Genomic DNA, 18,530 nt, shown 5'->3' with positions numbered 1-18,530 from the left:
CATACGCAAGGATCTAGTGATTGCATAGATCTTGTTCGACCTTTTGCAGGTGCCCCGATCGACTGTTTGCATTCTGAATCCGCTCGATACGCGTCAAGGCGTCGTGACGTCGGCCGCGCTGGCCAGCCATCGGTGCACCTGCGGGACGACCGACGATCCCTCACCGCTCGCGGCGGCGACGCGTTTCATCGAGCCGGAGCGGATGTCGCCGACGGCGAACACTCCGGGCACGGTCGTGGCCAGGTCGACAGGTGGCAGGCCGTCCGTCCAGGCGTGCTGCGGCACGTCGCGGCCGGTGAGGACGAATCCGCGGTCGTCGAGGGCCAGCGCGTCCGGCATCCAGTCGCACTCGGGAGTCGCGCCGAGCAGCAGGAACAGTCCCTGCGCGCGTACGGTGGCGCGTTCCTTCGTGCGGGTGTCTTCGAGGCAAAGCCACTCCAGGCCGGGGTCGCCGCCACCGTCGATGACCTGGGTGCTGGTCTGCACAGTGATCCGCGGGGTGTAGGCGATCTCGCCGATCAGGTACGACGACATGGTCTCTTCGAGGCCTTGCCGACGTACGACGAGCCGGACCGAACGAGCGAAGCGGGCCAGGTGGATCGCCGCCTGTCCGGCGGAGTTTCCGCCGCCGACGACCACGACGTCTTGGCCCTCCAGGTCGCGAGCGGCCGTCAGCGCAGCGCCGTAGTTGACGCCTGCGCCCACCAACGCCTCGAGCGGTTCGACCCCGAGCTTGCGGTACGTGACGCCGTTCGCGATGACAACGGAGCGTGCGCGGATCTCGCCGCCGTCCGTGCTCACCACATGCGGCGACCCGGGCCGCAACTGCAGTGCCGGCCACCCGGTGAGGAACTGTGCGCCGAACCGGATCGCCTGGTTGCGAGCACGCTGGGCGAGCCGCATCCCGGAGATGCCACGCGGGAAGCCGAGGTAGTTGCGGATCATGGAGCTCGTACCGGCCTGGCCGCCGATGGCTCCGGTCTCCAGGACCACCGTCGACAGCCCTTCGGACGCGCCATACACCGCGGCGGCGAGTCCGGCCGGGCCGGCGCCAACCACCGCAAGGTCGACGGCGTCGCCGACGTCCACCTCGTCGGGCGCGCCGTAGATCGACCGGGCGACGTCGCTGACCGTACGAGGAGCGATCGGATCGCGCACCATCGACCACACCAGCGGGAAGTCGACATCGGGCGGGAACCTCTCGCGTACCCGACGGCCGGCCTCACTGTCGGGGGCGTAGAGCCGGGTCGGCATTCCCATCCGGTCGAAGAAGTCACGGATCTCGCTGGTGAGCTGGGACTGCGGCGCACCGATGATCTTGGCCGTGATCGCCTCGGGATCGGGAACCGTCGATCCCCAGTCGGACAGCAGGTCGGTGATGGCGTTGTGGAACTCCTCGTCGCGCGGCCCGCGCGGCATCAGCAGGTACGCGTCGTACTTGCCCTTGGCCATGCCGTGCCGGAGGCCGGGCGCGTCGCGCGTGAAGCGTTCGCTGGGCGCGATGATGATACGGCGGGCGGTCGGCGTAGCCGCTCTCCATTTCGCGAAAGCCCCCAAGATGTGCTCGTCGGGCAGTACGGAATCGGTCGCGTACAAAGCGATCTGGATGCCGTCGGACTGCAGCTGCTCGGTGATCTCCAGCACCTGCGCACTCGACTTGGCTGGCCGCAGGTCGTAGTCCCGCTCGTACCGGCCGAACTCGTCGACCAGCTGCTGCGCGTACTGCTCCGATGCCAGCACGATCGCCGGCTTGGGCGCGGTTGATTTCATGACCTTCAACGTACCCGCCTTCGCCAGGGACGCGGTCGATCCTTGATACTCACGTGGTGAGCGTTCCCAGCACAGCGCCCTGGACAGCCGACCTGCGAGCACGACTCGATGAGCTGCTCGACGAGCATCGCGCGATGCTGCACGACAGCCTCGACGGCCTCACCGAGGAGGAGGCACGCCGCTCGCTCGTACCGTCTCGTACGACGCTGCTCGGACTCGTCAAGCACGTCACGTACGTCGAGCACGTCTGGTTCAACCAGGCGCTCACTGGCCGAAGCCTGAAGGACATCGGCGCGCCGCCGACCCCCGACCGCTCGTTCATCCTGCGCAAGATCGACACGATCGAGAGCATCCGAGCCGCGTACGCCGACGCCTGCGCCGAGTCGCGGCGCCTGGCCGCGGATTTCGCCCTCGAAGACGAGGTGACCGGGCGCGGCCCTCGTTCCCTGTGGGCGATCTACACGCACATGCTCCGCGAGCTCGCCCAACACTGCGGCCACGCCGACATCCTCCGCGAGCAGGTCCTCGCCGCTCGCCGTTGACCTTCCAACTGACCAGCCATCCGCGCAGGTTCATTCCGTGAGGTCGGGGGACTGCTGATCCGTGAGGGCGAGAATGACCGAGTCGTTAGCAGGGCCCGCGATCGAGCCCGCAGGGTGACGCATTGCGAGCATCGCTCGTACCGGTCCCGCGCTTTCGCATGAATACACGTGGGGACCGTCGGCCGCGAACGATACGAAGTCACCCGCTTCGAGCACGACCGCACAGTCTGTCGGCCCGACCTTGAGCGTGCCCTTGCTGACAAGGACGTTCTCGAGGCCGGCATGGCCATTCGAGATGTATGGCCGGCGAGGCCGTGCCGTCATGTCATGGAGCTCATCGGCATCGGGCGTTCCGGACGTGCAGCGATGGACGAAGCGCGGATCCAGGTTCGGACAGGCATAGAGCTGGGGCGGCGCTCGTCCGTCACGACACGGCCTTCGGGCGGAGCGGCTTTACGAGCCCAATGTCGAGCGCGGCGCGCGGCGCCCGGGTCGGTGCGCTCCTCTGACGCCGTCTCACATTTCGTCTGCCTCCGTTGACAATGAAACAAGGATCCATTTATGTTCTCGAAATGGAACAGCGATCCAAAGTTAATGTCACCGACCGAACCCTCAACATCCTCGAGGCGTTGGCACGGTCCGGCTCATCGCTGAGCTTCAAGGAGCTGTGCGAGGTCGACGACACTCCGAAGGCGACGATCAACCGTCTCCTTCGGACGCTCATGGAACGTGGGTATGTCACGCGCGACAGCGCGAGTCGCTATTCCGCCGGCGTTCGCTGCTTCGAGTTGGGAAGCATGTGGGCGCAGAACCTCGACGTACGCTCCGTCGCAAGCCCGCATCTGGCCAAGCTGAACGCGGCGTCGATGGAGACGGTGCACCTCGGCGTCTACGAGAGCGGCGACGTGGTGTACATCGATCGGTTGGAGAGCCCACAACAGGTCATCGCCAAGTCGTACGTCGGACGCCGCTGCCCGGCTACGTGTGTGGCGACGGGCCGGGTGCTGCTCGCGTACAGCGATCACTCCGAGGTCGCCCGAGTCCTGGGCGAGCCGCTCCCACGCTTCACGGATCGCTCCATCGTCGATCCCGACGAGCTGGCCGAGCTACTCGCGCAGATCCGCGTCGACGGCTATGGCGTCAACCGGTGCAGTTACCGCGACGAGGTCAGCGGAATCGCAGCTCCTGTACGCGACCACACCGGAAGTGTGGTCGCCTCGGTCGGGCTCTGTATGCCCGACCACCGCTTCTCCACCGATCGGTTCGACCACCTGCGCGAGCTGACCCTGGAAGCAGCCGTCGAGATCTCCCGAGCACTGGGCGGCCCGGCCGACGTCGTCACCGCCGACGCGCGCGTCGCACAGCCCACTGGTTGAGACCTCGGTCTCGAACCTTGCAACGACCACCCCTGAGGAACAGATATGTCCGCACTCGAAGCTTTGGCGAGCCCTGCCCCGAAGGCTGCTAAAGAGCCTGTCTGGAAGCGTTTCGCCGACCTCAAGATCGTCGTCCTGATCGGTGTCTTCCTCATCGTGTGGAAGATCGCCGCCACAGTCGTCGGCGGCTACAACGTCCCGCAGATCTCCGAGGTCACCTCGCATATGTGGGAGACCGTCACCAGCGAAGACGGCTTGACGAACCTCTTCACGACGCTTGCGCGAGTGGGCTTCGGTCTCGCCTGCTCCTTCGTCGTCGGCACCGCTATCGGGCTGCTCACCGGCGCCAACCGGCTCGCGGCCGGATACCTGCTGCCCGTCGTCCGGTTCATCCAGGGCGTTCCGTCGCTGTCGTGGGTGATCATCGCGGTGATCTGGTTCATCGACGTCGAAACCCGGGTCTTCTTCGTCATGCTGCTCGTGACGCTCCCCGGGTTCGTCCTCCAGACGTACGACTCCTACCGCGCGATCCCCGCCGAGCTTCGCGACATGGCGAGGTCGTTCCGCCCGTCACGCTGGGCCCTCTTTCGTGAGGTCACCTTCCCCTCGATCACGCCCGGCCTGTTCACCGCGTGGAAGGTCAACCTGGGCCTCGGTATTCGCATGGTCCTGATCGCCGAACTCGTCGGGGCCACGGTCGGTGTCGGCTCGCAGCTGCTCACCGCCCAGCAGCTGTTCGACATGGCGGCCGTCGTCTCGTGGACCTTGCTCTTGGCGATCTGCATGTTGATCCTGCAGGCGGTGATCGACGGGATTGAGGCGTACGTCCTGCGCTACCGCGCCGTGCCGATGCCAGCGGCGACTCGCCAGACGAATGTCAGCGAGATCGCGCCCGCCACCGAGACCGCGAAGGTGAAGTGAGTCAGATGAGTGCCAACCCAGTCGCCGAACACAGCATCATCCAGTTCGACCACGTCCAGAAGTCCTTTCCCGGTCATCAAGCGATCAGCGACCTCGACTTCACCATCGCCCGCAACGAGATCGTCTCCGTGGTCGGCGTCACCGGCTGTGGCAAGTCGACGATGTTCAACCTGACGCTCGGTCTGTTCGCCCCCACGCAAGGCACGGTTCGCGTCCAGGGCCACGACCCGTACGCCGAGTTCGACTGGTTCCGACGCAAGGTCGCCGTGGTGTTCCAGGATGCACGGTTGCTCCCGTGGCGTACGGCGCTACAGAACGTCTGCGTCGGGATGAAGTTCGCCGGAGTCGAGAAGTCGGAATGGGAGCCGCGGGCGCGCGACTGGCTTGCCAGGCTCGGGCTTTCCGGACGCGAGGACTCGTACCCCCACCAGTTGTCGGGAGGACAGCGTCAACGCGTATCGCTGGCGCGGGCGTTCGCCGTCGATCCCGAGCTGATCCTGTGTGACGAGTCGTTCTCGGCGCTCGACGAGATCACGGCGAAGAACCTACGAGCCGAGTTCGTCGAGCTTGTACGCAGCGGTGGGAAGACCGGTGTCGTGATCACGCACAACATCGGCGAGGCACTTTCCCTGGGCAACCGGGTGCTGGTCCTTCGCGCTCCCGGTCACCTCTCGGACGACGTCGGTATCCCCGCTGATGCGTCGGATGCCGATCGGGAGGCCCTGCGTACCAGGATCCTGGCCGCGATGGAGCCAGCAGGGAGCGGCGACGTCGGGCCGAGCGGCGCGCTCACCACCGCCGGTAGGTCTGCCTCGTGACGGTGGAAGAAGCCGGCCGTTCGACCGAGTACGCGCTCGCCTATCGAGAGTACGGAGAGCCCGCTCAGCCGACGATGGTGCTCCTGCACAGCCTCGGCACCGACGGACGAATGTGGCACGACTGTATTGATGCCTTCGTGAAGGCGCACCGTGTTGTCGTTCCTGATTGCCGTGGACACGGCCTGTCCGACGCGTCCCCAGACGCATCGGTGGAGCACTGGGTCAATGACCTTCATGGGCTCCTCCAAAAGATCGATGGCTACCCGGTTCTGCTTGTCGGTGTCTCCTTGGGCGGCATCCAGGCGATTGCCTTTGCCGCGATGCACCCGGCGCTCGTGTCCGGAATCGTCGTCGCGGACAGTTTCGCTTCTCTTCCGCGCGACATCTCCGAGGCAAAGATCCGTACGCTCGTCGAGCGTGCGACCTCGGCGCCGATGCACGTGGTTGCCGACGAGTACATCGCCGACACTTTCGAGTCGCCGGTTCCTGCCGGAGCCGAGTCGGTTCGTCGCGCGATCGCCGAGATGGACGCGGCAAGCTACATCGCCGCGGTCCGGGCCTGCTTCGGCGTAGACATCGATGACGAACTCGCTCGCGTCCAAGCACCGACACTCGTGCTGTGGGGCGACAGGGACAACAAGACACCGCGGCCCCTCTCCGAGAGGCTCGTCGACGGGATCTCTCAGGCGGAACTCCAGGTCGTACCGGACTCCGGGCACCTGTCGAACGTCGATAACCCCACGGCCTTCGCGCACTTCGTGTCCAGCTTCAGCAGAGATCGCCGCGAAGCACGATCAGAACCACCGAACTCCGCAGAAGAGGTCTGATATGGCTCGCCAGTGTGAAATCGCCGTCGAGGTGAACGGTGAGCAGCGCCCCGCTCGTGTGCCCGCTCGTACGAGCCTCGCCGACTTCCTCCGAGACGACCTCGGGCTGACGGGCACCCATCTCGGGTGTGAGCACGGGGTATGCGGTGCGTGCACCGTGTTGTTGAATGGCCAGCCCGTTCGCTCCTGCATCATGCTCGCGGCTCAGGCCGACGGGCAGGCCGTCACCACCATCGAGGGTATGTCCGGGCCGGACGGTGAGCTCACCGAAGTGCAGGATGCGTTCTGTCGTACGCACGCGTTGCAATGCGGCTTCTGCACGCCCGGCATGGTGCTCGCGGTCCAGGCGCTCGTCGACCGGAACGACCAACCGTCGCGTGAGGAGATCGACGACGCCATCGGTGGCAACATCTGCCGCTGCACGGGCTACGTGCAGATCCGCGAGGCCGTGGAGCAGGTGGTCGCGGGCCAGGCCGGAAAAGCCGCACTCACGGCGGACGGTGCTGCCCGATGACCGCCCCCACCGATACTCCGAGCGAGCCGGCCGACCACGTGTACCTGTCGAAACCGGCTCGAGTGCGAGAGGATCGCCGGTTCGTCACGGGCAACGGCCGGTACGTCGCGGACATCACGCCGCCGGAGACCGTGCACGTCGGCCTTGTGACGAGCCCGTTCCCGCACGCGCGCATCGTCAGCATCGATGTCGAGCAGGCATTGGAGCTTCCTGGCGTGGTGACGGTTCTGACCGGCGCCGAGCTGGCGAAGTCGACCGAGGCGCTGCGCCAGTACCTCGACGTACCCGAGGTCCAGTGGCGGCCGCTGGCCGTCGAGTCGACGCGATACGCAGGGGAGTGGGTTGCCGCGGTCGTTGCGACGTCGCGGGCTGTCGCGGAGGACGGTGCCGAGCTCGTCGACGTCGACTACGAGCCGCTTCCATTCATCCTCGACCCCGAGCGTGCCGCGCAACCAGACGCGCCACTCGTCCACCCGACCCATGGCACCAATGTCATGGCGAAGCGCGAGTTCGCGTGGGGGCCGGTCGACGAGAACCGCGCGCGTGCCGCATCGTCGGTTTCGGTACGTACGCGATGGAACCGCAACTCGACCGTGCCGCTGGAAACCTTCGGTGTTGTTGCGTCATGGGACCCGCATCGCGAGGTCCTGGACGTGTGGGCGTCGATCCAGATGCCGCAGTTCCCCGACCAGCTGGCCGATGCGCTCCGGATCCCGACGAATCAGGTACGGGTGCATTTCGACGTCGACGTCGGGGGCAGCTACGGAGTCAAGCGTGGCATCAAACACGGTGTGCTCGCTGGCTTCCTTGCGCGCAAGCTCGGCGTGCCGGTGAAGCTGATCGAGGACCGCAGCGAGAACATGCACGGCGGTGACTTCCACGGCCCCGATCGGGTGTTCGAGGTCGAGCTCGCGTACACCGACGAGGGGGAGTTCACCCACATCCGGCTCGACGTACTCGATGACGAGGGTGCGTACCCGGGTCGTTCGCCGCTGCAGCTGGCCAAGCCGATCGGCGCGATCGTCGGGCCGTACAGCATCACCAGCGCGGAGTACAACGCGACTGCCGTCACCACCAACAAGACCGGCCAGGTGGCGGTGCGCGGGTTCGGCCAGTCGCCGACCAACTATGCGATCGAGGCCGCTGTCGATGCCGTGGCACGTGAGCTGAGCATGGACCGGATGGAGCTGCGGCGCCGCAACTTCATCCGGGCCGACGAGTTCCCGTACCGCATCCCCAGCGGGACCGAGTACGACTCGGGCGACTACGACGCTGTCCTCGACCGTGCCATCGAGATCTCGGAGCTCCCCGCCCTGGCCGAGGAGCGCGACTCACTGCGTGCGAGCGGACGCCTCGCCGGAATCGGCGTTGCCGCATGTCTCGAGCCGGGCGGTGGCAACGCGATCTTCGAGAACATCATGAACCCGAAGAACGACAAGTCCACGTTCCCTGAAGCTTGTCGGATCCGTGTCGACGGAGCGGGCGCGGTCACGGCGATCATCTCGATCTCGTCGGCCGGTCAGGCGCACGAGACGATGGTTTCCACCCTCGTGGCCGAGGAGCTCGGCGTACCGCCGGAGCAGATCGCGGTCGTACGCGCCGACTCGTTGTCCGGCTTCCCTTCGCAGAGTCCGGTCGGCAGTCGCATGACGATCGTGCTGGGCCGCGCCATCAACGGTGCGGCGACCGAGCTCAAGGACAAGCTGTGCGAGATCGGTGCACGCGCACTCGATCTCGAGCGATCCGACGTCGAGTACCGCGATCGATCGGTGGTTGCTGTCGCTGACCCGGATCGCTCGCTCGGCTGGGATGACCTGGTAGCGATCGCCCATCGCAAACAGCACCTGATGCCACCCGGCGTTCAGCCCGGGCTCGAGGTCGTCCATGTCGCACACACGCCGCGGTCCGGCACGCTGACCGCGCCGGACGGCACGGTGCAGCTCTATCCCTGTTACTCGTTCGAGGTGCACGTCGTACTCGCGGAGATCGACCCGCGTACGGCGAAGGTGGAGTTGCTGCGCTACTTCATCGCCCACGACTGCGGCACGGTCGTCAACCCCGATGTCGTACGCGGAATGGTGTACGGAGGCACGGCGCACGGCATCGGCGTCGCGCTGTACGAGCAGTTTGCGTTCAATGACGACGGGCAGCCGCTCACGCAGTCCTTCATGGACTATCTGCTGCCCAGCGCACACGAGGTCCCCGACATCGTCGACGCCGAGCAGTGCACGCCGTCGCCGTTCACATCGCATGGGCAGAAGGGTGTCGGGGAGGCCGGCTACATGGGCGCTCCGGCGGCAGTGGCCGGAGCGGTCAACGATGCGCTCACCGCTCATGGAGCTGCGCCGATCCACTCACTGCCCATCAAGCCAAGCGACATCTGGACCGTACTTCAGCCGGTCCGACACGACTCGAAGGACCGCTCGTGACTGACTCTTCTACGTACGCAAGCGATGCTGTCATCGACGTGCACGCCCACCTGGTGCCGATCGACGTGCTCACCGCTATCGCCGGAGGCGACACCCGCTTCCCGAACATCGAGGTGACGCCGCACGAGGCCACGTACCGGGTGGCGTTCAACGGTGGGGCACCGACACGTCCCATCGCGCCAGGGCTTTCGGATCCTGTCCGTCGCACCGCCTGGCTCGACGAGCACGGCATCGACGTGCAGGTCGTCGGCGGGTGGCTCGATATCTTCGGCTACCAGCTTCCCAGCGACGAGGGTACGGAGTGGTCCTCGGTTCTGACCGACGGCCTGCGTACAGCAGCGGCACGTGATGAGCGGCTCGTCGTACTCGGGACCGTGCCGCTGCAGGCACCGAACCAGGCCGCCGAGCTGCTTCGCCTGCACCACAAGGCAGGGCTGCCCGGCGTCATGGTGGCGACGCGTGCTGCGGGACGCGACCTCGACGACCCGGCGTTCACGCCGTTCTGGGAAGCCGCCGACGAGACCGGGGCGGTCATCTCCTTGCACCCCGGTTTCGGTGGTGCGGGGGAGCGGTACAACGACTTCGGCCTCGTCAACGGCTTGGCGCGTCTCGAGGACACCACCGTGACCCTCGCTCGACTCCTGTACGCGGGAATCCCGGCTCGGTACGCGAACGCGAGGATCCTGGTGGCACATGCCGGTGCGGCACTTCCGTACGTACTCGGCCGGCTGGTGCAGAACCACGCCGTCAATCCGGACTCGACCGCGGATCCGTTGGAGTCGTTCTCCCGACTCTACTTCGACTCGGTGGTCTTCGACTCCGATGCGCTGCGTTTCCTGCTCGGCAAGGTCGGCGCGCAGAAGGTGCTCCTCGGTTCCGACTACCCGTTCCCGATCGGCGATCTCAAGCCCCGCAACGTGATCGAGGCCGCGGAGTTGGATGCAGAGGCCCGCGTACAGGTCGAAGGCGGGAACGCGCGGGAGCTTTTCCTAAGGGCGCGCCGATGAAGCCCGTCGACTTCGACTTGCACCAGCCGACGACCGTGGCGGAGGCTACAGCTCTGCTTGCGAAGTACGGCGACGAGAGCAAGGTGCTGGCCGGGGGCCAGAGCCTGATCCCACTGCTCAACTTCCGACTTGCGCGACCCGAGCACCTGATCGACCTCGGCCGGATCGCATCCCTGACGACGGTGCATCGCACCGCCGATGAACTGTCGATCGGAGCGATGGTCACGTACGACCGTGCGCATCAGTCGACGGCCGTACGCGAGGCAGCGCCCTTGCTGGCCGAGGCTCTGCCGCACATCGCCCATCGTGCGATCCGGGCGAGGGGCACGGTGGGCGGCAGTGTGGCGCACGCGGATCCCGCTGCCGAGATGCCGGCGGTGACCCGGGCACTCGATGCTGTGCTCGTCGTCGCCGGACCACAGGGGCGGCGTGAGATCGACGCCTCTGAGTTCTTCCTCGCCAACCTGGTCACGGTTCTCCGCGATGACGAGTTGCTGGTGGAGATCCGCCTGAAGCCTGCTCCCGCTCGTACCGGTGCCGCGTTCGATGAGGTCGCCCGTCGCCGCGGCGACTTCGCCCTCGTGGGCGCGGGCGCGCAGATCACGCTCGCAGCCGACGGAACCGTCGAGCAGGCACGCATCTGCATCACCGGCGTCGAACGTACGCCGCACCGTGCGACAGAGGCCGAGTCACTGCTCGTCGGCTCGCGTCCCGACGTACGCACGATCGAGGCCGCGGCGGCCCGCGCCCAGGCCGGCGTCGAGCCGACGGGCGACCTGCACGCCACCGCCGACTATCGGCGCGATGTCGCCGGCGCTCTCGTCGAGCGAGTCGTGACCGAGGCGCTCGACCGCGCCGCCCAGACCATGTCCCCATCGCTTCAGGAGAAGTCCGCATGATCTACGAACTTCGTGAGTACGTCGCCAACGACGGCGCAGAGACCCAGGTACACGATCGGTTCCGCGACGCCACGCTGCCGTTGTTCGAGCGGCATGGGCTGAACGTCGTCGGATTCTGGACCGATGAGGCCGACCCGACGCGGATCCTGTACCTGCTCAGCTTCACCGACAGCGACGCGCAGGCGTCAGCCTGGCAAGGCTTTCAGCAGGACGAGGAGTGGAAGTCGGCGAAGGCCGACTCGGAGAAGAACGGCCCGATCGTCGCATCGATGACGAGCCGCAACCTCCAGCCCGTCTCGTACTGGACGGCCGATGATCAGAAGGCAGCACGATGATCGAACTCCACCACCAGTTCCGCGTCTCGTTGCCGGTCGAGGACACCTGGGACCTCCTGCTCGATCTGCCGAAGGTCGCACAGTGCTTGCCGGGCGCGAGCCTCAACGATGTGGTCGAGGGCGAGTACCGCGGCGGCTTGTCGACGCGGATCGGCCCGATCAGTGCCAAGTACCGCGGCGTCGCCTCGTTCAGCGAACGCGACGAGATTGGCCGCCGCGCCGTGATCGAGGCCAGGGGAAGCGAAGAGAAGGGCAGCGGCTCTGCCAGTGCTCTGATCACGGCCTCCCTCAAGCCCGAAGGCGCGCAGACACTGGTCGACGTGTCGACCGAGCTGGCGATCAGCGGCCGTGCGGCGCAGTTCGGCCGAAGCCTGCTCAGTGAGGTGAGCGACTCCCTCGTCAAGGAGTTCGTCAATCGCCTGGAGGCGATGATCGAGCAGGGTGCGAGCGGTGCTGGGGAGCCGCTGGCTTCTGTTGGCCAGCAGCCGATCCGGGCTTCGCAGGCTCCCACGACTGACATGGGGTCGGGCGAGCAGCTCGACGTCATGCGCACGGTCGCGTTGCCGCTCCTGCGCCGTGCCGCTGCGCCGGCGGCTCTGGCGCTCGCCACTGGCGTCGTCGGCGTACTCATCGGCCGGCGCAGTCGAGGCGGACGTGGGAGCCGCATCGGCCGGATCCCAGTGACCTACGTACTGCCGTATCCGACGGAACGGTCAACACCAATCGGGGGCTGAATCCATTGGTAACCCGGTGGGCGCCGAATCCGGCGTCCACCATGCACAGAAGTGAGGACATCGTGCCCCGCAACCCACTCAGCAACATCGCCCGGCTCCAGTTTCGCAAGCATCGTGCCCCCGCCGTCGTGGGCGCGCTTGCGCTCGTGTCGGCGGTGAGCCTGACCGCCTGCTCTGGATCGGACGCGACCGAGGTCAAGGTCGTCGCCTTCCAGGCGCCGTCTCTCGGCGCATTCCTGCCCGCCGTCATCGAGGATCAGAAGCTCGATGAGGACAACGACATCAACATGACCTTCACGTACGCGACGCCGGACAACTACAACACGGAGTTCGGCGCCGGACACTACGACGTCGGCGCGAGCGCGGCGCTGCTCTCGGAAGGTCTTCGTACGGAACGCGACTCGGACGTGACGTACCTGTTCAACCTGTTCGACTTCTACGGGACGGTCGTCACCCAGGAGTCCGACATCAAGGCGCTGCCCGACCTCGACGGCAGGACCCTCGCCGCCGCGACGGGTACGACGAACTTCGCGATGTTCCAGTGGTTCGCGGAGAAGGAGGGGCTGTCCCTCGACAATGTCGAGACGCAGAACCAGACGACCGCGGGACTGTCGACGATGGCGCAGACCGGGCGTACCGACGCGACCCAACTATGGGAGCCCGCGTACTCGACGCTCGTGGAGAAGAACTCCGACATCGAGACGATCGATCTAGACGCCGCGAAGTGGAATGCCGAGTTCGGAACCGACGAGATCCCCTACCTCGGGGTGGCGGCACAGTCTGACTGGGCCGACGATCATCCCGATGAGGTCCAGGCGATGTACGACACGTACAAGGCCGCGGCCGACTGGACGATGGAGAACCCGGAGGACGCGGCGGAGATCATCGCCGCCGAGATCCCCGGAGGGGATGCCGGCGTGATCCAGGACCTGATCGAGAACAACGATGAACGGCTGCGGATGAACGTCGTGCCTGCAAGCGACGTCTCTGCCGGCATCGCATCGGTGTTCAAGGCCGGGCAGGAGACCGGCTATCTGACGAAGACGCCGCCAGACTCGGTCATCTACGACGGCTTGAAGTGATCCGGCCAGGCCGGTCTTGAAGTCGAGACGGCCGACCCCGTGGTTCGTGGCACCGTACCTCGCCATGGCCATGGGTGTCGGCCCCTTGACGCACTACGCTCTCGCGGCGCTAGGGCCGTTCGTCGTAGACGACCTCGATCTCTCGGTCGGACAGTACGGTCAGCTGTGGTTGGTCGTGTTCGCGGCGGCGAGCGTGGCAACCACCGCCGGCGGTTGGCTTGCCGACCGGATGGGCCTCCGTGGTCTGTTCATCGCGACCTTCGCGGTGTCGGGGCTCGCAACCATAGGCGCGGCGTCGGCTGCTGGGTTTTTGGTCTTGATAGTGGCGCTCGTGCTGTCGGGAGTCGCGCAAGCACTGGCCAACCCGGCGACGAACCGCTACCTGCTCGAGCGGGTGGACCCACGTCGACGCGGGTCGATCTTGGGCATCAAGCAGTCCGGCGTGCAGGCGAGTCAGCTGATGGCGGGACTCCTGCTTCCCCCACTCGCAATGTGGTGGGGATGGCGGAACGCCCTTGCCGTGTGCTGTGCCGTCGCCATCGTCGGAATACTTGCAACCGTCCCGGCGACTGGCGGACCTGGGCCTCGTCGTAGCGCAACATCGTCAGGGTCGATAAGGCATGGCCCGGAGGTCGCGTGGCTGTTCGTCTACGCCTTCGCGGCCGGTGCCGTCGCCCAGGCGACGAACGTCTACCTTCCCTTGTTCGCGCACGTGGAGCTCGACCTGTCTGCATCGACGGCCGGGCTGGTTGTCGCCGTTCTCGGTGGCGTCGGCGTGGTCGCGAGATTCCTGTGGGGGAGGGGCGTACAGGATGTTCGCGACCTTCGTACGCCCATGAGCTGGCTGTCTGTGATCACGGTCATCGCGCTCGTCGGGATCATGCTCACTGAGCAGGTCGGTGCCTGGTTGGTCTGGCCGGCCGCCGGGCTCTTCGGCTTCAGTGCCCTTGCCGCCAATGTCCTCGTGATGGTCGCCGTCCTCAACGTCACTCCCGCCGACTCGATCGGGCGCGCCACGGGCCGGGTGTCGCTCGGCCTGTTCTTGGGCTTCATGTGCGGCCCGCCCTCAGCAGGGCTCGTCGTTGAACGTCTCGGCTACCCGGCCATGTGGATGATGCTGATGGCGATCGGTGGCTTCGCAACCGTCATCCCCCTGGCATGGAGGACGAGGACCCCGCACCTGGTCGCTGCTGCTTAACGAACGTGTGGTCGGCGAATGCGAGCCGATGCGAAGAGGTCCACGAGCCCGCCCGGTGAGAACCGTGGCTCATATCCTTACATTCACGAGACACCTGTGAAAGGATCACTACGTATCCTTTAATGCTTCATGGACTCGCGAAAGGTTAGACCCGATGGCCGCGTGGGAGAGCGCGCAGTGGGAATCCAGTGTCGAGTCGGGCGTGCCTCGTCGTGCGCGGCGCTCGGGTCGCTACCAGAGCTATGTTCCCGACCCGGTCGATGGCCTTGCGCTCGCGGTTGAGGGGGAGCCTGTCGCGACGGATCGCGACGGTGGAGCGGAGTATCCGGGCAGTGAACGGCCCAGGTGCGGACGGTCTGGCTGGGGTGGCTCGATTCTTGCTGAGGTCGGAAGCAATCGCGAGCTCTCGGATCGAGGGCATAGCACCTTCGGCGCAGCAGGTGGCGCTCGCCGAGTTGGGGCAGTCCGAGGATGTTCGCGGCATTGGGGAGCAGGCCAGACTCGTTGCCAACAACATGACGGTCGTGTGGAGGTCGACGACAGAGCTCGCCGAAGTCGAGACAGTGAGCGTCGATCAGATCGTCGACCTTCACCGAGCCTTGCTCCCCGATCAACTACGGCACCATGGCTTACGGTCGGTGCAGAACTGGATCGGTGGCTCGGACTGGAGTCCGGTCGGAGCGGATTTCGTACCGCCCGCGCCGAGCAGAGTGAGCGCGTTGATGTCCGATCTCGTCGACTACCTGAACGGCTCGGCACACTCACCGCTGATCCAAGCGGCCATTGTGCATGCGCAGTTCGAGACGATCCATCCATTCACGGACGGAAACGGCCGAGTCGGCCGCGCACTCATCCATACCGTGCTGACAAGGCGCGGGATGACTGAGCAGGCAGTGCTTCCGATCAGTCTCGTCCTCGCAACCCTGCGTACGGCCTATGTGGAAGGGCTCGGGGCCTATCGCCACGACGGGCCGGCAGGCGGCTCGGAAGCCAACTCCGCACTTCATGCGTGGCTCGACTCGTTCATCGAGGCATCTGCGGTCGCAGCAGAGCAGTCACGGCGTCTGATGCAGCAGATCAGCGACTTGCGCTCGGTTTGGGAGGAACGCCTCCGTGCGCACCGAACGTCGGCAGGTCTGCGTGAAACGCCACGGTCGGATTCAGCGGTGGCGAGGCTGCTCGCTGAGCTACCGGAAGCGCCCGTCCTGACGGCGACGACGCTGGGACGGATTCTCGGTGTTTCTTTTCCGGCTGCCAACGCCGCCCTCGATGAGCTACGCCAGGCAGGGATATTGCATGGCAAGTCGATTGAACGTGGTACTCGGGCGTACGTGGCAGGCGAGGTGCTGGATCTCGTGACGTTCGCGGAGCGACAACTCGCGAGCACGAAGTTCGACACGCAAGCCTCTCCGCCGCAGCGCGCCGTGCCTGCTCGTACGCAGGAGTGAGACGCTCGCATCGAGCGCCGACGGCGCGGCTGCCGGCGTCGTGTGTCCTTCGTGAGGAGTCTTGATGAGTCGTTCATGGTGGGGTTGGGGTGACGTCGATGAGGCCGTCGAAGCGGCCGAAGCGGCCGCTTTGGTGGAGCGCGTCGCGGCGCTGGTACCCGAGCACGACTTCACGATGCATGAGCCGCCGAGCCCGGAGTCGCTCGACATCCCGGGGCCGCGCGTACGCCCGCCCGCCGCGCTGGCCGAGCTATGCTCCGATGCGCCCGCGGATCGGGCTGGTCACGCGCACGGCAAGGCGTTTCGCGACGTCGTACGCAACCTGCGCGGCGATCTGCAGTACGTACCCGATTGGGTCGCGCGGCCGCGTACGGAGGCCGACGTCGTCGCCTTGCTCGACTGGTGCTCCGACGCGGGCATCGCGGTCGTCCCGTACGGCGGCGGCAGCTCGGTGGTCGGGGAGTCGAGGCACGGGTCGATGGTCCGGTCGTCACGATCGACCTGGAGCGTCTCGACCGGGTCGTCGAGATCGACCGTACGAGCAGGGCGGCGCGGATCCAGCCGGGTGTGTACGGCCCGAGCTTGGAGGATCAGCTTCGCCCACATGGCTTGACGTTGCGGCACTTCCCGCAGTCGTTCCAGTTCTCGACACTCGGCGGTTGGCTGGCCACGCGCGCGGGCGGGCATTACGCGACGCTGTACACCCACATCGACGATCTCACCGAGTCGCTGCGTGTGGTCACGCCGTCGGGGGTGAGCGAGTCGCGACGGCTGCCGGGGTCAGGTGCTGGTCCGTCGCACGATCGCTTCTTCCTCGGCTCCGAGGGCAGTCTCGGCATCATCACCGAGGCGTGGATGCGGCTGCAGGACCGGCCGACGTACGGACTGACGACGTCGGTCGAGCTCGACTCCTTCGCGCAGGCGGTCGAGGCGACGCGTGCGCTCGCGCAGTCTGGGCTCTACCCGACCAATTGCCGTCTGCTGGATCCGGCGGAGGCGTACCTGAACGCCGGCATCTCGACGAGCGGAGGAGTGCTGGTGGTCGCGTTCGAGTCGGCCGACCATCCGGTCGAGGCGTGGATGAACCGTGCGCTCGAGCTGGTCGCCGACCACGGCGGACGCGCAGGGGAGACCAAGGACCGTTCGGCCTCGGCGACGGAGCGGGACGCCGCCGGTTCGTGGCGGTCGTCGTTTCTGCGGATGCCGTACCAGCTTGATGCCATGGCCCAGCGTTCGATGGTGGTGGAGACGTTCGAAACCGCGTGCACATGGGACCGATTCGAAGCCTTCCATAACGCGGTCCGTACGGCGGCACAGCGGGCGGTCGAGGCGGTCTGCGGTATCGGCCTCGTGACGTGTCGGTTCACGCACGTCTATCCCGACGGCCCCGCGCCGTACTACGGCGTGTACGCACCCGGACGCTGGGACGGTCTGCTCTCACAGTGGGACGAGATCAAGGCGGCGGTCTCCGCCGCGATCATCGACAGCGGCTGCACGATCACCCATCACCACGCCATCGCCCGCGACCACCGCCCGTGGTACGAACAGCAACGCAGCGACGCGTTCGGCCGCGTACTCCGCGCCGCCAAGGACGGGCTCGACCCGGCGGGCGTGATGAACCCCGGCGTTCTGATGTCCTGATTCGACACCGTCCGTGTGCGCTTCCGTGCCAGGTTCTGGAAACAACACGACGAGCTGAGCTTGCGCGGCGCGCGGCCTCACCCATGCCCTTCGGGAACGGACTGGTGGTCGCCGGTCCTATTGCGGCGCTATTGTCAGCGCCGTGCGGGATCATTCGAATCCAACGTTGGGAGGACGACATGAGCAACCAGCTAATGGGAGTAGTTCTTGCAGCGGTGATCCCACTCGCCATCGTCGGTGCGAGCAGACTGACCGGCCACTGGTTCCGAACCGAGTGGCTCCCGCAGGACCGGATCGAGAAGGGGTATCGAGAACGCAAGCGCCTTCTGATGATGGCAGATCAGCTCGCGAAAGACGGTGAGACAGCTTGGGCCGAGGAGTGGAGACGAACTGCCCGCTCCGCGGCAGTCAGGCCACTTGCCGAGATGGAGTTTGCACGCGAGCATCCGGTCAGAAGCATCTTTCTGGCTGGTGTCATGGTGGCGTATGCACTCTTCGTCATCCTTGGACTCCTTGGACGACTGTTGCCGCTGCTCATGATCCCGGCGGTCATCGCGTGTTTCGTCGCAATCGTGGGGCTTGTGTACTGGGTTGGAACCGTCCCACGAGCTCGTCGGCAGATCCGCCGACGAATCGACCAGAAGCTGTCCGTGCAGCGGCTTGCCGACGCCGATCGCCCCGTTGAGGCGCACAATGCGTCGAGCGCTGCAGTCCCTCTTGAGGGTCGTGACAACATGCGCGTGCCCGGTCTGACGTCGAAAACGGCAACGAACTAGCTCCTGGGATGTGGCTCTCGGATGCGCGGGCATGTTGGATCTCTTCTTGGTCCGACACCCCCAGAAGATGTTGCCTCCGTGTCACGACGCTTCGCCGGACCTCGAACCTGACGGGTGGTCGGTCACCTCTGTAGATCCGCTCCCTCCGCCACGGCCCGAACGTCTCATTCCGAGGCCAATTCTCACTGAGCGCAGTCCTGCGTCGAGGTCAAA

General features: G+C 66.2%; 19 protein-coding genes. 17 read left to right on the top strand and 2 right to left on the bottom strand.

From position 1 onward, the window contains the following. Positions 1 to 93: 93 nt before the first annotated feature. Positions 94 to 1,770 carry an FAD-dependent oxidoreductase gene (locus L0C25_RS00145; RefSeq protein ID WP_271634337.1) on the bottom strand — a complete coding sequence of 559 codons (1,677 nt, stop codon included), beginning with the start codon at positions 1,768 to 1,770 and terminating at the stop codon, positions 94 to 96. Positions 1,771 to 1,826: 56 nt separating this feature from the next. On the opposite strand from L0C25_RS00145, the gene L0C25_RS00140 reads away from it, so the two are divergent. Continuing rightward, the gene (locus L0C25_RS00140) at positions 1,827 to 2,312 is read left to right on the top strand and encodes a DinB family protein (protein ID WP_271634336.1); all 486 of its coding nucleotides are present in this window, start codon (positions 1,827 to 1,829) and stop codon (positions 2,310 to 2,312) included. A gap of 30 nt (positions 2,313 to 2,342) precedes the next feature. On the opposite strand, the gene L0C25_RS24040 is transcribed toward L0C25_RS00140, so the two are convergent. After that, a complete protein-coding gene (locus L0C25_RS24040; RefSeq protein ID WP_408641658.1) occupies positions 2,343 to 2,636 on the bottom strand; it encodes a cupin domain-containing protein in 294 nt (97 codons plus the stop codon). A gap of 248 nt (positions 2,637 to 2,884) precedes the next feature. Here L0C25_RS24040 and L0C25_RS00135 point away from each other — a divergent pair, with 248 nt between their 5' ends. The 16 genes from L0C25_RS00135 (at position 2,885) to L0C25_RS00060 (ending at position 18,317) form a co-directional block, all read left to right on the top strand. Then, on the top strand, positions 2,885 to 3,688 hold the full coding sequence (locus L0C25_RS00135; protein ID WP_271634335.1) for an IclR family transcriptional regulator: 804 nt from the start codon (positions 2,885 to 2,887) through the stop codon (positions 3,686 to 3,688). A 45-nt stretch (positions 3,689 to 3,733) separates the two neighbouring features. Next, complete coding sequence (locus L0C25_RS00130) at positions 3,734 to 4,609, top strand: ABC transporter permease (RefSeq protein ID WP_271634334.1); 876 nt, start codon at positions 3,734 to 3,736, stop codon at positions 4,607 to 4,609. Positions 4,610 to 4,614: 5 nt separating this feature from the next. Further along, on the top strand, positions 4,615 to 5,427 hold the full coding sequence (locus L0C25_RS00125; protein ID WP_271634333.1) for an ABC transporter ATP-binding protein: 813 nt from the start codon (positions 4,615 to 4,617) through the stop codon (positions 5,425 to 5,427). Next, positions 5,424 to 6,254, top strand: a complete 831-nt coding sequence (locus L0C25_RS00120; RefSeq protein WP_271634332.1) for an alpha/beta fold hydrolase — start codon at positions 5,424 to 5,426, stop codon at positions 6,252 to 6,254. Before L0C25_RS00125 ends, L0C25_RS00120 begins: the two co-directional genes overlap by 4 nt. A 1-nt stretch (position 6,255) precedes the next feature. Next, positions 6,256 to 6,768, top strand: coding sequence for a (2Fe-2S)-binding protein (locus L0C25_RS00115; RefSeq protein ID WP_271634331.1), 513 nt, complete (start codon positions 6,256 to 6,258; stop codon positions 6,766 to 6,768). Next, positions 6,765 to 9,197, top strand: coding sequence for a xanthine dehydrogenase family protein molybdopterin-binding subunit (locus L0C25_RS00110; RefSeq protein WP_271634353.1), 2,433 nt, complete (start codon positions 6,765 to 6,767; stop codon positions 9,195 to 9,197). Before L0C25_RS00115 ends, L0C25_RS00110 begins: the two co-directional genes overlap by 4 nt. Further along, on the top strand, positions 9,194 to 10,204 hold the full coding sequence (locus tag L0C25_RS00105; protein WP_271634329.1) for an amidohydrolase family protein: 1,011 nt from the start codon (positions 9,194 to 9,196) through the stop codon (positions 10,202 to 10,204). Before L0C25_RS00110 ends, L0C25_RS00105 begins: the two co-directional genes overlap by 4 nt. Beyond that, positions 10,201 to 11,103 (top strand): FAD binding domain-containing protein, encoded by a 903-nt coding sequence (locus tag L0C25_RS00100; RefSeq protein ID WP_271634328.1) that lies wholly within the window; start codon positions 10,201 to 10,203, stop codon positions 11,101 to 11,103. The genes L0C25_RS00105 and L0C25_RS00100 overlap by 4 nt, the downstream gene beginning before the upstream one ends. After that, positions 11,100 to 11,438 (top strand): NIPSNAP family protein, encoded by a 339-nt coding sequence (locus L0C25_RS00095; RefSeq protein WP_271634327.1) that lies wholly within the window; start codon positions 11,100 to 11,102, stop codon positions 11,436 to 11,438. Before L0C25_RS00100 ends, L0C25_RS00095 begins: the two co-directional genes overlap by 4 nt. After that, the gene (locus L0C25_RS00090; protein ID WP_271634326.1) at positions 11,435 to 12,172 is read left to right on the top strand and encodes an SRPBCC family protein; all 738 of its coding nucleotides are present in this window, start codon (positions 11,435 to 11,437) and stop codon (positions 12,170 to 12,172) included. Before L0C25_RS00095 ends, L0C25_RS00090 begins: the two co-directional genes overlap by 4 nt. Before the next feature lie 41 nt (positions 12,173 to 12,213). After that, complete coding sequence (locus tag L0C25_RS00085) at positions 12,214 to 13,254, top strand: ABC transporter substrate-binding protein (protein WP_271634325.1); 1,041 nt, start codon at positions 12,214 to 12,216, stop codon at positions 13,252 to 13,254. 64 nt (positions 13,255 to 13,318) lie between these two features. Then, positions 13,319 to 14,452, top strand: a complete 1,134-nt coding sequence (locus tag L0C25_RS00080) for an MFS transporter (protein ID WP_271634324.1) — start codon at positions 13,319 to 13,321, stop codon at positions 14,450 to 14,452. A gap of 440 nt (positions 14,453 to 14,892) precedes the next feature. Further along, positions 14,893 to 15,900: a Fic family protein gene (locus L0C25_RS00075; RefSeq protein WP_271634323.1), complete on the top strand. Its 1,008-nt coding sequence runs from the start codon at positions 14,893 to 14,895 to the stop codon at positions 15,898 to 15,900. Positions 15,901 to 15,964: 64 nt separating this feature from the next. After that, positions 15,965 to 16,513 carry an FAD-binding oxidoreductase gene (locus tag L0C25_RS00070; protein WP_271634352.1) on the top strand — a complete coding sequence of 183 codons (549 nt, stop codon included), beginning with the start codon at positions 15,965 to 15,967 and terminating at the stop codon, positions 16,511 to 16,513. Continuing rightward, a complete protein-coding gene (locus L0C25_RS00065) occupies positions 16,483 to 17,541 on the top strand; it encodes an FAD-binding oxidoreductase (RefSeq protein WP_408641659.1) in 1,059 nt (352 codons plus the stop codon). Before L0C25_RS00070 ends, L0C25_RS00065 begins: the two co-directional genes overlap by 31 nt. Positions 17,542 to 17,720: 179 nt before the next feature. After that, the gene (locus tag L0C25_RS00060; RefSeq protein WP_271634322.1) at positions 17,721 to 18,317 is read left to right on the top strand and encodes a hypothetical protein; all 597 of its coding nucleotides are present in this window, start codon (positions 17,721 to 17,723) and stop codon (positions 18,315 to 18,317) included. Positions 18,318 to 18,530 lie beyond the last annotated feature (213 nt).

Origin of the sequence: Solicola gregarius (assembly GCF_025790165.1) — a bacterium.
GTDB lineage: Bacteria > Actinomycetota > Actinomycetes > Propionibacteriales > Nocardioidaceae > Solicola > Solicola gregarius.
The sequence above is the reverse complement of the archived record's forward strand: the minus strand, read 5'-3'. Positions and strand labels throughout refer to the sequence as shown.